Source organism: Vagococcus sp. CY53-2 (genome assembly GCF_022604695.1).
Classification (GTDB): domain Bacteria; phylum Bacillota; class Bacilli; order Lactobacillales; family Vagococcaceae; genus Vagococcus.
Genome location: NZ_JALAHP010000001.1, coordinates 211,655 through 227,021, shown reverse-complemented (window position 1 = coordinate 227,021; position 15,367 = coordinate 211,655). Strand labels below are relative to the sequence as shown.

The window sequence follows — 15,367 nt, the reverse complement described above, 5'->3', positions numbered from 1 at the left end:
CTCAGGTGGTTTTTTTATGAAAAGTGTGTTAGCCAATTATCGACTTGTTTTAATGTTTCTTCGATTGATCCACTATTGTCAATTATTGTATCAGCCAGATTTTTTTTATCATCCAAACTCATTTGACTATCAATTCGTTTCAAGGCGTCTTCCTCATTTAACCCATCACGCAACATTAATCGGTGTAATTGAGTCTTTTTCGGTACATAACAAACCATGACACTATCTACCATCTCATCATATGCTCCTTCATAAAGAAGTGGAATATCAAGCACAATGAGAGGTGCTTTTCTCGACTGGAAATAAGTCACTTTCTCTAAAATATTTTGACGAATTTCTTTTGACAGTATGGTATTTAATTGTTCTCTTTTTTTTTCATCCTCAAAAATAATCGATCCTAATTTTTTTCGATTAAGTTTTCCATTAGACAACAGAATCTCTTCACCAAAATGAGCCACAATCTGATTTAACCCAGTTGTATTAGGCTCTACCACTTCTCTAGCAACGATGTCTGCATCAATCACTGGAATATTTTTTGATTTAAAAAATTCACTAATCGTTGATTTTCCAGAAGCAATACCGCCAGTTAACCCTAATAAATAAGTCATCGTTGACTCCCCCCTAATCATGAGTGACTTGACAGATAGGACAAAAGTGCGTGCCACGTTGGGCGACCTTTATTTTTTCAATCGTATGACCACAGCGTTTGCAAGGTTCACCTTGTTTACCGTATGCCGATAAATACACTTGAAAATGGCCAGCATCTCCTAAGGCATTTTTATACGTTCTAATGGTGGTTCCACCAGCCTCTACAGCTGTCGCTAAGACATCAATAATAGATTGATGAAGTGTTTCAACTTCATTGTCCGTTAGTTTTGATGCTATCTGCTCTGGATGAATACACGATTGATACAATGCTTCGTCTACATAAATATTGCCTAACCCTGTGACAAGTGTTTGATCTAATAATAGTGGCTTAATAGCACGATGTTTTTTCTTTAATTGCTGTTTAAAAACCTCTAAATCAAAATCAGGTAAAATAGGTTCTGGACCAAGTTTTTTAATTCCTTTGTACTCTTCACCCAGTCCTTTAGGTTCTAATGATAAGCGACCAAATTTTCTCACATCGAGATAACGTAATTCTGTTCCATCAGTAAATTGAAAACGAACGTGCGTGTGTTTTTGAATCTCATCAGTTTGACTATGATATTCAAATTTTCCTTCCATTCGTAAATGACTAATCATATCATTTTGACTTAATTTAAAAATCAAAAATTTACCACGTCTGTCCACATCTAAAATCGTTTGACCAACTAATGTATGAATAAATTCGTCTACTTCAGGGGACTCAATAATTCTTCCCCAATCGACGATAACATTACTAATTTCTTTTCCCTTAACAAGTTGAACCAGTCCTTTTCTGACTGTTTCAACTTCTGGTAATTCAGGCATTCACTCTACCCCTTTATCTTATTTGGCATCATACCATGTGTCACCATAACTACTATCTGCTCTAAGTGGGACAGATAATTCAACGGCATGATTCATGGTTTCTTCGACTAATTGTTGCAAGACTGGAATTTCTTCCTCTGGTGCTTCAAATACTAACTCATCGTGTACTTGTAACAACATCGTTGCTTGCAGGTTTTCTTCTTTTAATCGTTTATGTATCTGAATCATCGCAATTTTTAAAATATCAGCAGCACTTCCTTGAATTGGCGTGTTAATCGCTGTTCTTTCAGCAAATGAGCGCAGATTAAAGTTTCTAGCATTGATATCTGGTAAATAACGGCGACGATGATACATCGTTTCAACATATCCCTTATCTTTTGCTTCTCGCACAATGTCTTCCATATATTTTTTAACACCTGGATACATTGTAAAGTAACGGTCGATGAACTCTTGCGCTTCTTTTCGTGTAATGCCTAAATTTTGTGATAAACCATAATCACTAATCCCATACACAATCCCAAAGTTAACGGCTTTTGCTTGGCGACGCATATTGCTATCTACGTCTTCAGCTTTTTCAATACCAAACACACGCATCGCTGTACTTGAATGAATATCCATTCCTTCAATAAACGCTTCTTTTAAATGTTCATCATCAGAAATAGCCGCTAACACACGCAACTCAATTTGAGAATAGTCGGATGCGAACAATTTCCATCCCTTTTGTCGTGGAACAAATGCTTGACGAATTTGACGTCCTTCTTCCAATCGAATTGGAATATTTTGCAAATTAGGGTCAACTGAGCTTAGTCGCCCTGTTTGAGTTAGTGTTTGAATGTATCTGGTATGGATTTTATTATCTTCAAAAATGACTTTTAATAATCCTTCCACGTACGTTGATTGAATTTTAGCTAACTGTCGATAAGACAAAATACTATCAATAATGGGTGACTCACCCTGTAATTTTTCTAATACGTCAACCGCTGTCGAATAACCGGTTTTTGTTTTCTTAATAACAGGCAATCCCATTTTTTCAAATAAAATCACACCCAATTGTTTTGGCGAGTTAATGTTAAACTCTTCGCCGGCAATACCGTAAATCGTTTGTTCAATCTCACTTAATCTCTCAGCAAATTCGCCTTTCATTTCTTGCAATCGACTCGCATTCACCGTAATGCCTTCTATTTCCATATCAGCTAAAATCAAGGCAATTGGTAATTCGATATTATAAAATAAATCAGCTTGGTTTTTATCTTCAAGATCGGTCATGATTGGCTCATACAATGAGTCTATTGCGATAACCTTACGAGCTAAATGCTCATATAACGTGTCAATGGATTCAGGTAACCCTTTCTTCGCTCCTTTACTATAAACCACTTCATCACGATCCACATCATAATAATCATAAAAATGAGCGATTTGAGCTAAGTCTTCACTATTATTCGTTGAATCAGCTAAATACGCAGCTAAGAGCATATCAAATTTAACATTTTCAAGTTTAATGTGATAACGATTTAACGCTACATATTGTCTTTTTGCATCAAAAACTTTTTTCGTTTTTTCATTGTCTTGAAGCCATTGAACCAACAATGGATGCGAAAGTAAGTCCATATTATCTGTCACATAGACTTTTTCTTTGTTTCCAAAAGCAAACCCAACAATTGGGGAAGTATGATAATTTTCTCCTAACATCTCTGCATAAAACGTCATATCTGAAGTAAACATATCTTCCCTTAAATCTGACACAACCTCATAATGAATCGCGACTTTTTCAACTAAATCACTTTCTACATGACTGGTATCTAATTTTGCCAAGAATGAATTAAAATCCATTTCTTTATAAAAAGGAATCAACTTTTCTAAATCTTTCCCATTATAAACTAAATCATCTAGCGTCATATCGAGTGGAACATTTGTATCAATGGTGGCTAGTTTTTTACTTAATAAGGCAATGTCTTTTTCATTGATCAGATTTTCTTTCATTTTACTTTTTTTCATATCATCAATGTGTTCATAGATACCTTCAACTGTGCCATACTCTTTTAATAACTTGATAGCTGTTTTTTCACCAATTTTAGTGACACCAGGAATATTATCTGATTGATCTCCTGCTAGACCTTTCATGTCGACAATTTGTGACGGAGTTAATTCATATTTTTCCATAATATGCTCAGGTGTATAACTTTCGATTTCACTGACACCTTTCACCGTTACATCCACTTTCGTGTGCTCACTTGCTAGTTGAGTTAAATCTTTATCTCCAGATAACACCACAACATCTATTTCCTCCGAGGCATAGTTTGTCGCAAGTGTTCCAATGATATCATCTGCTTCATAATTATCTAGTTCAAAATGCTTCATCCCAAGACCTTCAATTAAATCTCGTAAATAAGGCATTTGTTCCTTAAATTCACTTGGTGTTTTTGCTCGTCCCGCTTTATAATCTTCGTAAAACGCATGTCTAAAGGTTGTTTTCCCTGCATCAAATGCTACTAATACATGAGTTGGTTCTTCTTTAGCTAATATATTTTCTAACATATTATTGACTGCATATAACGCATTTGTATGTAATCCATTGTTATTTTTAAACCGTTCTAATGATTGATAGAGTGCATAGAATCCTCTAAATGCAATACTATTTCCATCGACTAATAATAATTTTTTCTTTGTCATTATGACACTCCATTTCTATTCTTCTGTTAATATTCTATCAAATTTTACATGCTATTGCGAAAGTTAAAAATCCTAAAGGGGTTTATTTTTGTCTAGCTGCATTATTCTTTTGAAAGATTATCTTGTTTGCGATAATAGTTTATGTAAATAAATCTTTATAATAACCAGTAAAATAAAAAAAAATGATTTCTATTCATTGCCAGCCATACCAATAATAATTAATAAAAAAACACAAAACCCTTAGATTCTGTGTTTTGATCGTTAACTAATAAAAAACGACACGCCTAACATAAAAACAATCGGTATCACCACAAATGCGACTGCTTTCCAATTAGCCAGATTAATCGTCATGCCAATCCCCATTCGCTTTTCAACCCAAAAGGATGGATCCTCTCGATTATAATAAAACATCCCCCATTTCCAGTATTTATCATCATCATAGGCTTGTGGTATCACACTTGACGGATTTAATCTAGAACCACTTTGTCCATAAATCACCATTAAACTGATAATAGTGAGTAACATGAGTCCTAAAAGGATAATGAATATTTTAAACAGTGTCTTCTCAGTGAGCAGTGGTACCACACTGGTCATTTGGATACTAAATATCGTGATTTGGACTAATACCGCAATCACTACTCCTACATAAGAAGATATTTTTCTAAAAGACTGACTCCATTTAACTGATTGATTATTCATCACTCGTTGTTTGCCACGTTTATATGATTCATTGGTGATGCTTAATATAAATACCATGACTAATTGAATAATGGGTAAAGAATAAATATTAAACCATGTTTTATCAACTATTCTTGTAGGATTTCCTTGAAAATCCCATTGCATGATGATTTTATTAGGGATAATTGCTTGATGTTTGATCGTGATAATTATTTCGATTGCGATAATAATAAGTTGAATAGCAACTAATAACCACGTCGGAAAAATCGTCATAGTTTCTCGGTAATTTAAATCAAGCACCATTTTTTTGTTTGGTTGATAGCCTTCTTTAATTAGTTGGTTTTTATAACATGCTACTTGTCGATTCGCAATGAAATAGGCGACAATCCCAAATACCATTTGAAGAGAGATAAAGACCACCATTATAATGCTCAATGTTTCCTCTGATAGATTTAATCCTTTATCAAAAAAAATAAACAATAGTATCATCACTATGCTTAATAGCATATTTTGATTAAAATATCGTTTCTTTAACTGAATGATGTCATCGGTTTCTTTTGATAAAGTCACACCAAAAATAATCCCTCTTTGTGTTATGTAAGGTGTCATAGACATTGAAAACCCTAAAAATAAAAGTAACGCACTAATTATCCAAATCATTTATTTCACATCCTTCAAGTATATTTAATCTTTGCTCAATTAATGCCTCTATATCTAGATCAAAAATTAACCCATCAATAATAATTTCATCTAATTTTTGTTGAATTTGTTTTTTATTTTCTTCACTGGTTTGAATTGGTTTTTCACAACTCACTGTAAAGCCTTTTTTTTCTTGAACCAATACACCCTCTTCTACAAGTAATTTGTACGCTTTATTAATCGTATGCAAATTCACACCAATATCTCCAGCCAGCGATCTCACGCTTGGCATACTTTGCCCCCTCTTTAGATTCCCTAATACAATTGCTCGCTTTATTTGAAACATTAGCTGACTATATATTGGGATAATACTCTCTGTATCAATCTCTATCATGGTCTCACCTCTTTTTGTTATAGATATAGTATAACAAAAAATATTATATGTCAACTATAACAAAAAAGGTGTCAAAAAAAAAGAAGCCCCTTTTTAAAAGGACTTCTCTTACTTGTATTAATCTCTACCGAAAATTCTTACTAACGCTAAGAATAAGTTGACGATATCAAGGTATAAGCTTAATGCACAATAAACAGCTAAACCTGATGCTGTTTTCGCACCACTTTCTTGATAAATTACTTTAATTTTTTGATTATCATATGCAATCAATCCAGCAAAAATGACAACCATTGAATAAGAAATAAAATAATCAACTGGGGCACTTTTTAAGAAAAAGACGTTAATCAGTGTCGCAATAATCACACCAATCACTAAACTATATAAAGCATGACCCATGGCACTTAAATCTTTTTTGATAAACACACCAAGTAGTGACATCCCAACAAACATAATCGCTGTTGTAACAAACGCACGAACAATGGCTTGTTGATTGTACATCGCAAGCGTGACAGAAATGGTCACACCAGTTAAAGCGGAATAGGCGATAAACCCAATGAATGATTTAGCTGAATCATTAAATGCATTTTTTCCAAGGTAAACAACTAGTACAAGTTGTGCTATCCACATACCCCAAAATAGTAATGGATTACCAAAAATAACGGGTAAAACAGATTCAGCAAATACATTAAGCACTAAGTAAGAAATTAAGGCACTAATACCTAAGCCAACGCCTAAATAGCCATATACTTTACTGTAAAATTTCGCTAAACCATTTGTATGTTCAATTGTTTGATGTTGTTGATTCATTGACATCGCTCACTTTCTCTTTTGTATTAAGTTCGACAATAACCACCGAATTTAAAAGACGTTCATCATCATAATCATACGCTTTAACAGAAAGTGTCATCGTTCTCTTCAACTCGTCAATGTTTATGATTTCAAAATGAAACGTCAGTGTTTCACCGTGATACACATTTCGAAGTAAGTTAAATGTTAGATTTACAATATTCCATCCTGGACCAGGTAAATGTTTTGAGATATTACTTGAAATAATTCCCATTAACATGATACTTGGTACAATTGGCGCATCATTAATCGTTTCTTCTGCAAATTCTGTTTGAATAAATAAAGGATTCGCATCTTTGGTTAATCCTAGATAGAGTAAAATTTGGCTATCTTCTAAGGTTTCTGTGATGCTTAAAATCTCTCCCTCATTAAATTCCGTAATGGCTTTAATTTTATTTTTTGACGAATCGATGATTACCTCTCCCTTCCTTTTTATCTTATCATATCAGAAAACAATCACCAACTACATTGTATTTGGACGAGTGTTTCCTAATAAACTTTCATACGCCACTTCAAATTTCTGTACATCTCCTGCTCCCATAAAAATCACAACAGCCTCTTTGTAGTCAAGTAGTGGTGACATATTTTCTAGTGTAATTAAATCGCCACCTTTAGAAATTTTAACGCCTAAATCTTCAATTTTTACCGAACCAATTTCTTCTCTTGCAGAACCAAAGATGTCACATAAATAAACTTGGTCAGCATGATCTAGTGATTCAGCGAATTCATCCAATAACGCAATGGTTCTAGTAAACGTATGTGGTTGGAAGACAGCAATAATTTCTTTTTCAGGATATTTTTGTCTTGCCGCATCAATCGTTACTTTGATTTCTGCTGGGTGGTGAGCATAATCATCTACAATAATCATATCAGAAACGCGTTTTTCACTAAAACGACGTTTCACGCCACCAAATGTTAGCATCTCTTTGGCGACTAAACTCATATCAAATCCTTCTAGGTGAGAAATCGCAATCACACTTAAAGCATTTAAAATATTGTGCACGCCGTATGTTGGCACTTTAAATGAGCCAATCATATCTCCTTTATGGAGTACATCAAATGATGACCCTTCAGTTGTTCGCTCAATATTAACCGCTTGGAAATCATCCGTCTCATTTAATCCATAATAATAAACTGGCACATCTGTTTTCAAACGTCTTAAGTTTTTATCATCACCAAATGCGATGATTCCTTTTTTCACTTGATTAGCAAATGACTGGAATGCATCAAACACATCCTCAATGCCATGATAATAATCAGGGTGATCAAAATCAATGTTTGTCATAATCGCATAGTCAGGAGAATATGCTAAAAAGTGACGACGATATTCACATGCTTCAAAACAGAAAAATTTCGCTCCGGGCTCACCATGTCCAGTCCCATCTCCGATTAAGTAACTTGTTGGCTCAATTCCTGAAAAGACGTGAGACAACAATCCTGTAGTCGTTGTTTTTCCATGAGAACCCGTTACCGCAATGCTTGTAAAGTGCTTAATAAATTCTCCTAAGAATTTATGATAACGAATAACCGGTAATCCTTTTTTAAGTGCTGCTTTTATTTCAATATGACTGTCTGGAAACGCATTTCCAGCAATAATCACCATATCATCTTGTATATTCACTTCTTGAAATGGTTTAATCGGAATGTTAGCCAATTCTAATTCTCTTTGAGTAAAGATATATTTGTCAATATCAGATCCTTGTACTGTAAATCCTTTTTGATGCAAAATAAGAGCTAATGCACTCATTCCTGTTCCTTTAATTCCGACAAAGTGGTACGTTTTATTTTTATTCAGTTCCATAGAAAAGCTCCTCTATTAATATAATAAATTATGACTATCCTGTATTATCTTACAATTAAGATAACAATTCAATAAAAAATACTTACAAGAATCCACTGATTCCAGTAAGTATTTCCCTAATCAAAATAAAAGTTGTCTGAGTCTTGTCTTGATTCATCTTGCATAATACCAGACAATGATTTTTCTAATCGATTATTTTTTTTAGCTGATATTGGTGTGGTATCATCAACCATTTCTACTGGGTCTAATTCATCCATCATTAACAAATGGTCTTTAGCCGATTGTCTTAACTCTTTCATGACTTGTGTTGATTCAATCTCACTATTACTAGCTGGTTTATCATCAATCAATGATGCTGGAATATACTTAGGTTTGAATAAATCTTGTGGGTTTTCTCCAGGTAAGTGATAAGAAGAAGAAAATGGTTTACGATTATGATGTCGTTTACGGTATTTAGCTTGGCCATTTTGATCTGTCTCATATAACTTATTAGAAAAAGATGATTGTGGTGCTTTATATTCTTGTTCACTAGGCTCAGCATAGACCTGATTAGTCATCTTCTTAATTTCAATATTGCTATTATTTAAGTTAACCGTCTTTTCTGCTGTTTTCTTTGGTGTCACCGTTTTAGAAGTCAAAGGTGTTTTAGCTTTTTTTACGTTAATTTTTTGTTGCACACTTCGATTCGGTTCAGCTCGTTCGATTTCCATCTCTGGCAAACCATCTTCCCCAAAATATTTTGGTTCAGAAACCATTTCGATAGGATCTAAGATAACTGTGTCATTTTCTTGACTACTCACAGTTCGTTTAGCATTATCACCCAACTGTTGTGATGGTCTATTTAATTTGACTCCTGTCTCATCATCATAAACAGGAAATCGAAAGTGTTTACGCTTATCAGAAAAATTCATCATTTATCATTCCTTTAATTTCACTTTATTTATTCTAACATACCTCTAGATAGAAAACATCTAATTTAACGTTAAATAAATAAAAAGTACAAAGATTTCACTTTGTACTTTCCTTGTTTATTTAGTGGAATAAATGCCATAGAAACGGTATATACACATCTAACAGTGGGGCAAGAATACCAAAAAGAATTAAACTAACACCAAAAATAGATAACACAATACCGCTAACTTTATGCGATTTTTTCAACATGTAAAAGATTAATACAACAATAAGAGCAACTGCCAATAAAATAGCTAGCTCAACTGAGCCCATATTTAAAGTATTTCCATTCATTAGTGGTTTAATAATTTGAGAATATAAAAACCAAATTAATTCAATCACATAAATAACCAAAAACCCTTTTAATAATAAGTGATATTTATTGTTCGACTGATTATTTGCCATTAATTCACTCCTCCCTTATATATAACACAATACGCATTATACCAAACTAAATGGCTTTTGTTAATCTTATTTAGCACCCAATCAATAAAAAAATTAGCCCTAAGGACTAGTCTAGTGAAAACATTATTTAATAATATACGATTCCATTTCAGGAGCGTTTTCAATTGTATCGGCTACTGGACATGTTTTGTTGATAAAACGCACGTAATCAGCAATTTCTTCGTCTGTGTTATCAGCGTCGATATAAAAATTTGACACGATTTTAGAAAAACCAACTTTAGCATTTGGATTTTTTCCTGAAAAACCATCTGTATCTAATTCGCCTTCTACTTCTACTTTGATAGATTTTAGATTAATTTTATGATAAGCAGCAAAGCTCTTAGCTACGATGACCTTACAAGCCCCTAATGCACCTAATAACGCTTCCACTGGATTCATTCCAGTATCATTTCCGCCTAGATTTTTAGGTTCATCTAATATAAATTCAAAACCTCTTGATTTTACGGAAACTTGTACTCCTTGAGTATTCTCTGCTACTGTTTTAAATGTTCGAACTGTCATACTAACTTCCTCCTAATCTAATATACCTCTCATGGTATCACAAAATAAGTATTTTTTAACTCAAATGACATTATTTTACTAAAATCCTATCATTTAAAAACGCTCTCAATCCTATTATTTCACTCATCATTACTTTAAAAGAGTAATATAATTGGAAAATAACATAAAAAAATCAATATGATTGCTTTATACATACAATGAAACCTATCAGATTAACTAAAAAAAGAAGCCATAATAATCGCTTCTTTTCAATATTAAAGATTAATCAACTAATGCTTTATCATAAATCGTGTAATCACATCGGTAAATAAACAAATATTTTCCATCAATTAAAATCCCCGTACTTTTTGGCACATCCGTTGAATACATTGATACTTTATTTCCAGCATAAGTTGCTAGCGGGGTTCCATTTTGACTTCTTATCAAAATCACTTTGTCTTTTCCTTTAAACGAATTACTAAAATCATTCACCATTGAGTTAATCATTGGCACACTTCTTTTAGTATTGTTGATATCTACTTTGTCAGCATATTCATCAAAAACGTTGGTTAGTCCTTTTTCCTCAATAATCATTGATGAGCCAACATGATGCATTTCATTTTTACCGACAGTAATTTGAATCACACTGGAGTCTTTACTGTCTTCATCTGTGTCGAAGGTATTATCTCGTTCAATTTTGACAGATTTTCCTTGAACTTTATCCATCACTTGGCTTTGTTCATCATACGTTCTAACAGTCATCTCTAAACCTTTAAAACTTTGTTCAAACTGCTTAAAAGAATTCATAATATCTTGGCAACCTGATAACATGATTACTGTCATACTTAATAATCCCACTACTAATAATTGTTTTTTATGTTTCATGATTAGCTCCTCTCCTTATTAAAAAAAGCAAAGATGATGTAACATCTTTGCCTTTTATTATACTACTCTTCGGTTTGTAATGCAGTAAATGATAATTTACCCTCTACTACTTCAATCATGACGTCTGTTTTAGGACCAATTTTTCCAGCAACAATTTCTTTAGCAAGAGGTGTTTCCACTTCTTTTGTTAAGAAACGTTTGATTGGACGAGCGCCGTAAATTGGATCGTATGCTTGTTCAGCAATCCAAGTTTTCGCATCCTCAGAGATTGTTAATTTGATATCTTGATGAGCTAAACGTCTTGTTAAGCTTTCAGTCATTTTCACGATGATATCTTTCACGTTGTCTAGAGTAAGCGGACTAAACAAGATAGTATCATCAATACGGTTTAAGAATTCTGGTTTGAAGTGACCACGTAACATGTCAAGAACCCCTTCTTTAGCACTCTCAGATACGTTTCCATCTTCATCTACGCCATCAAGCAATAGTTGAGACCCAATATTACTTGTCATGATTAACACAGTGTTTTTAAAGTCAACGACACGACCTTTAGAGTCAGTCAAACGACCATCATCTAGCACTTGAAGTAAAATGTTAAACACATCTGGATGAGCTTTTTCAATTTCATCAAGCAAGACAATAGTGTACGGACTTCTTCTTACTGCCTCTGTTAATTGGCCACCTTCCTCGTAACCAACATATCCAGGAGGAGCTCCGACTAAACGAGACACGCTATGTTTTTCCATGTACTCACTCATATCCAAACGTACCATATGGTCTTCAGAATCAAACAAGTTTTCAGCTAATGATTTCGCTAACTCTGTTTTACCCACACCAGTAGGTCCTAAGAATAGGAATGACCCAAGTGGACGATTAGGGTCTTGCAATCCAGCACGAGAGCGAATCACCGCATCAGACACCGCATCGACTGCCTCATCTTGACCAATCACACGTTTATGGAGTGTTTCGTTTAAGCGTAAGATTTTTTCTCTTTCGCCTTCTTCAAGTCGTTTCACAGGGATACCAGTCAAACGACCAACTACAACTGCGATTTCTTTGTCAGTTACCACTTCTTGTACCATACGGCCATCATGTTTTTCTTTTTCTTCTAATTCTTTTAACTCTTTTTCAAGTTTTGGAATCGTTCCATGACGTAACACAGCAGCTTCTTCTAAATCGTAGTTACTTTCTGCGTTTTCAAGTTGTGTTCTGGCTTGATCCAACTCAGAACGTTTTTCATTTATTTTGTTTAATTCTTCTTTTTCAGTCTCCCATTGCATTTTTAGTGTATTGGCTTCTTCTCTTAATTCAGCCAACTCACCTTGAAGAATGTCTAAACGTTTTTTACTTGCATCGTCATCTTCTTTTTTAAGAGCTGCTTCTTCAATTTCTAATTGCATCAAACGTCTCGTTACTTGGTCTAATTCAGTTGGCATTGAATTCATCTCAACACGAATAGTCGCACACGCTTCGTCGACTAAATCAATTGCTTTATCTGGTAAGTAACGATCAGTGATGTAGCGATTAGACAATGTACTTGCAGCGACTAACGCGTTATCGTGAATGTTTACCCCATGATGGATTTCAAAACGTTCTTTCAATCCACGTAAAATACTAATGGTATCTTCTACAGTTGGTTCTTTCACTAATACTTTTTGGAAACGTCTTTCTAACGCTTTATCAGTTTCCATGTATTCACGGTACTCATCAAGTGTTGTCGCCCCAATACAATGCAACTCACCACGAGCAAGCATTGGTTTAAGTAAGTTTCCGGCATCCATACTACCTTCTGTTTTCCCAGCCCCTACTATTGTATGAATTTCATCGATGAACAAAATAATTTCGCCATCGCTATTTTTGACTTCTTTTAGAACTGCTTTTAGACGTTCTTCAAATTCCCCTCTGAATTTCGCTCCAGCAATCAATGACCCCATATCTAATGAGATGATGGTTTTATTTTTTAAGTTTTCAGGAACGTCTTTTTTCACAATACGTTGTGCTAATCCTTCGATGATGGCTGTTTTACCAACACCAGGTTCACCGATTAATACTGGATTATTTTTTGTTTTACGTGATAAAATACGAATCACATCACGAATTTCTTCGTCACGCCCAATGATTGGATCTTGTTTTCCAGATTTTACTGCTTCATTAAGGTTTGTTCCGTATTTTTCTAGTGCTTCATATTGTTCTTCTTGATTTTGACTAGTCACACGTTCTCCTCCTCTCAAATCTTTAATACGTTCAGTTAGTTCAGCTTCGGTCACTTTTTGTGCCATTAAGAAACGGGTTAAACTAAAGTTTTTAAGTTTCATTAAGGCTAAAACCACTACTTCGGTTGACAAATAGTCGTCATTAAATGATTCTCTAATTTTATCTGCTTCTTGCAATAAGTGAAACAAGTTTTGACTTAAGTTTTGTCCATATTGGACATTTCCACTAACGGTTGGTAATTTATCTAATTCATTATCGACTTCTCTTTCAAATGCATCAACATCTAAGCCAATACCGGCATATAAGTTTCTAGCAAAATGATTGGGTTGTAAGAATATTTTCCATAAGTGGACAATATCAATCTCTTGATTTTTTCGAGTGATTGCAACTTGTTGCGCTTCTGCGATTGCTTGTTGCAATGTCGTAGTCATTTTTTCTATATTCATATCATTACCCCCTTATTCTTAACTACAAAATATATTTTACACCATAGGTCAAAATAGGTCAAACAAAAAGACTCGACATCAAACTGTTAAGTTTATTCTAATATATATAAGTGATTAAAACCACACTTTTTAGGTCTTTAAAACGACAGTTTTCATCAAAAGACATAAAAAAGACTCGATTATCACCGAGTCTTCAAACTATTTACGCTTTTTCTTCATTAAGTTTAACAATTTCTACGATTAAGCTAGTCGCTTTTTCCATGCTTTCAACTGCCACATATTCAAAACGTCCATGCATGTTTTCCCCACCAGCAAAAATATTTGGTGTAGGTAATCCCATGTAAGAAATTTTAGAACCGTCTGTTCCACCGCGTACGGGTGCTTTATTTGGTTCAATGTCTAAATTACGCATTGCTTCGTCTACTAAATCAATGATACTCATATCTTTTTCGATAACTTCACGCATGTTGTAGTATTGGTCAAATAAGTTTAATGACACACGTTCTTGACCAAAGTTGTCGTTAAATTCTTTTACGATGGATTCAAGTAGTGATTTACGTGCTTCAAATTTTTCACGGTCATGATCACGAATAATGTAAGTCATCGTTGCTTCATCAGGCACACCATCTAATTGTAATAAATGGAAGAATCCTTCATATCCATCTGTTTTTTCAGGAACTTCATCTTGTGGTAATTTATTATGTAAGTCAATGGCTACTTGCAAGGCATTAATCATGGTGTCTTTTGCTGTACCTGGGTGAACGTTTTTACCTTCAATTGAAATTTCTGCTTGAGCAGCACTAAATGTTTCAAATTGTAATTCACCAACTGGTCCACCATCCATCGTATAAGCAAAGTCTACTGGGAATTCTTCGACATTAAATTTATCCGCTCCAACACCGATTTCTTCGTCTGGACCAAACGCTACCATGATTTTACCATGTTTAATTTCTGGATGATTCACTAAATATTCCATCGCAGTCATAATTTCAGCGATACCTGATTTATCATCTGCTCCTAAAAGAGTTGAACCGTCCGTTGTAATCAATGTTTGACCTTTATAGTTAGCTAAGTTAGGGAAATCTTTAACGGTTAACTTAAACTTGCCTTCTTTGTCTAAAGGAATATCACTTTGACCATCGTAATTTTCTACAAATTGTGGGTTCACACCAACAGCGTTAAAATCAGCTGTATCCATATGTGCGATAAATCCAATGCTACGCACGTCTTTATCTGTATTGCTTGGTAATGTCGCAATCACAAATCCGTTTTCTTCGTTATGGAATACATCTGACATCCCAATATCTTCTAATTCTTTTTTCAACTCTTTAGCAAAGGCAATTTGAGTTGGTGTTGATGGTGTTGTCTTGCTTGTTGCGTCCGATCTTGTTTCTGTCTTAACATACTTGATAAATCTTGGTACTAAATTTGTATACATAATTGACA

General features: G+C 34.1%; 14 protein-coding genes. All 14 read right to left on the bottom strand.

The annotated features are described in order from the left end of the window. Positions 1-14: 14 nt before the first annotated feature. A complete protein-coding gene (gene coaE, locus MN581_RS01135) occupies positions 15-608 on the bottom strand; it encodes a dephospho-CoA kinase (RefSeq protein WP_241698989.1) in 594 nt (197 codons plus the stop codon). 13 nt (positions 609-621) lie between these two features. Next, positions 622-1,452, bottom strand: coding sequence for a DNA-formamidopyrimidine glycosylase (gene mutM / locus MN581_RS01130; protein WP_241698988.1), 831 nt, complete (start codon positions 1,450-1,452; stop codon positions 622-624). 18 nt (positions 1,453-1,470) lie between these two features. After that, positions 1,471-4,122, bottom strand: a complete 2,652-nt coding sequence (polA, locus tag MN581_RS01125) for a DNA polymerase I (protein ID WP_241698987.1) — start codon at positions 4,120-4,122, stop codon at positions 1,471-1,473. 261 nt (positions 4,123-4,383) lie between these two features. Next, positions 4,384-5,460, bottom strand: coding sequence for a DUF5808 domain-containing protein (locus MN581_RS01120; RefSeq protein WP_117972296.1), 1,077 nt, complete (start codon positions 5,458-5,460; stop codon positions 4,384-4,386). After that, positions 5,444-5,785, bottom strand: coding sequence for a GntR family transcriptional regulator (locus MN581_RS01115; RefSeq protein ID WP_241699216.1), 342 nt, complete (start codon positions 5,783-5,785; stop codon positions 5,444-5,446). The genes MN581_RS01120 and MN581_RS01115 overlap by 17 nt, the downstream gene beginning before the upstream one ends. Before the next feature lie 165 nt (positions 5,786-5,950). Next, entirely contained in the window at positions 5,951-6,640 is a 690-nt protein-coding gene (locus MN581_RS01110) for a Bax inhibitor-1/YccA family protein (protein ID WP_117972770.1), read from the bottom strand. Then, positions 6,615-7,028, bottom strand: a complete 414-nt coding sequence (locus tag MN581_RS01105) for a MaoC/PaaZ C-terminal domain-containing protein (RefSeq protein ID WP_347247400.1) — start codon at positions 7,026-7,028, stop codon at positions 6,615-6,617. The genes MN581_RS01110 and MN581_RS01105 overlap by 26 nt, the downstream gene beginning before the upstream one ends. A 114-nt stretch (positions 7,029-7,142) precedes the next feature. Next, positions 7,143-8,480, bottom strand: a complete 1,338-nt coding sequence (gene murC / locus MN581_RS01100; protein ID WP_117972293.1) for a UDP-N-acetylmuramate--L-alanine ligase — start codon at positions 8,478-8,480, stop codon at positions 7,143-7,145. Between the two features lie 116 nt (positions 8,481-8,596). Continuing rightward, the gene (locus MN581_RS01095) at positions 8,597-9,394 is read right to left on the bottom strand and encodes a hypothetical protein (RefSeq protein ID WP_147340772.1); all 798 of its coding nucleotides are present in this window, start codon (positions 9,392-9,394) and stop codon (positions 8,597-8,599) included. Between the two features lie 118 nt (positions 9,395-9,512). Beyond that, positions 9,513-9,836: a hypothetical protein gene (locus MN581_RS01090; protein ID WP_117972291.1), complete on the bottom strand. Its 324-nt coding sequence runs from the start codon at positions 9,834-9,836 to the stop codon at positions 9,513-9,515. 123 nt (positions 9,837-9,959) lie between these two features. Then, positions 9,960-10,397, bottom strand: coding sequence for an OsmC family protein (locus MN581_RS01085; RefSeq protein ID WP_241698986.1), 438 nt, complete (start codon positions 10,395-10,397; stop codon positions 9,960-9,962). Positions 10,398-10,658: 261 nt separating this feature from the next. Then, on the bottom strand, positions 10,659-11,261 hold the full coding sequence (locus MN581_RS01080) for a DUF5052 family protein (protein WP_117972289.1): 603 nt from the start codon (positions 11,259-11,261) through the stop codon (positions 10,659-10,661). Between the two features lie 62 nt (positions 11,262-11,323). Then, entirely contained in the window at positions 11,324-13,921 is a 2,598-nt protein-coding gene (clpB, locus tag MN581_RS01075; protein WP_117972288.1) for an ATP-dependent chaperone ClpB, read from the bottom strand. Between the two features lie 202 nt (positions 13,922-14,123). After that, a complete protein-coding gene (gene pepT, locus MN581_RS01070) occupies positions 14,124-15,359 on the bottom strand; it encodes a peptidase T (RefSeq protein WP_241698985.1) in 1,236 nt (411 codons plus the stop codon). Between the last annotated feature and the right edge of the window lie 8 nt (positions 15,360-15,367).

Excerpts from the sequence above, each read along its gene's own strand:
- coaE (WP_241698989.1), bottom strand. The coding sequence starts at position 608 with ATGACTTATTTATTAGGGTTAACTGGCGGTATTGCTTCTGGAAAATCA.
- mutM (WP_241698988.1), bottom strand. The coding sequence starts at position 1,452 with ATGCCTGAATTACCAGAAGTTGAAACAGTCAGAAAAGGACTGGTTCAA.
- polA (WP_241698987.1), bottom strand. The coding sequence starts at position 4,122 with ATGACAAAGAAAAAATTATTATTAGTCGATGGAAATAGTATTGCATTT.
- MN581_RS01120 (WP_117972296.1), bottom strand. The coding sequence starts at position 5,460 with ATGATTTGGATAATTAGTGCGTTACTTTTATTTTTAGGGTTTTCAATG.
- MN581_RS01115 (WP_241699216.1), bottom strand. The coding sequence starts at position 5,785 with ATGTTTCAAATAAAGCGAGCAATTGTATTAGGGAATCTAAAGAGGGGG.
- MN581_RS01110 (WP_117972770.1), bottom strand. The coding sequence starts at position 6,640 with ATGAATCAACAACATCAAACAATTGAACATACAAATGGTTTAGCGAAA.
- murC (WP_117972293.1), bottom strand. The coding sequence starts at position 8,480 with ATGGAACTGAATAAAAATAAAACGTACCACTTTGTCGGAATTAAAGGA.
- MN581_RS01095 (WP_147340772.1), bottom strand. The coding sequence starts at position 9,394 with ATGATGAATTTTTCTGATAAGCGTAAACACTTTCGATTTCCTGTTTAT.
- MN581_RS01090 (WP_117972291.1), bottom strand. The coding sequence starts at position 9,836 with ATGGCAAATAATCAGTCGAACAATAAATATCACTTATTATTAAAAGGG.
- MN581_RS01085 (WP_241698986.1), bottom strand. The coding sequence starts at position 10,397 with ATGACAGTTCGAACATTTAAAACAGTAGCAGAGAATACTCAAGGAGTA.
- MN581_RS01080 (WP_117972289.1), bottom strand. The coding sequence starts at position 11,261 with ATGAAACATAAAAAACAATTATTAGTAGTGGGATTATTAAGTATGACA.
- clpB (WP_117972288.1), bottom strand. The coding sequence starts at position 13,921 with ATGAATATAGAAAAAATGACTACGACATTGCAACAAGCAATCGCAGAA.
- pepT (WP_241698985.1), bottom strand. The coding sequence starts at position 15,359 with ATGTATACAAATTTAGTACCAAGATTTATCAAGTATGTTAAGACAGAA.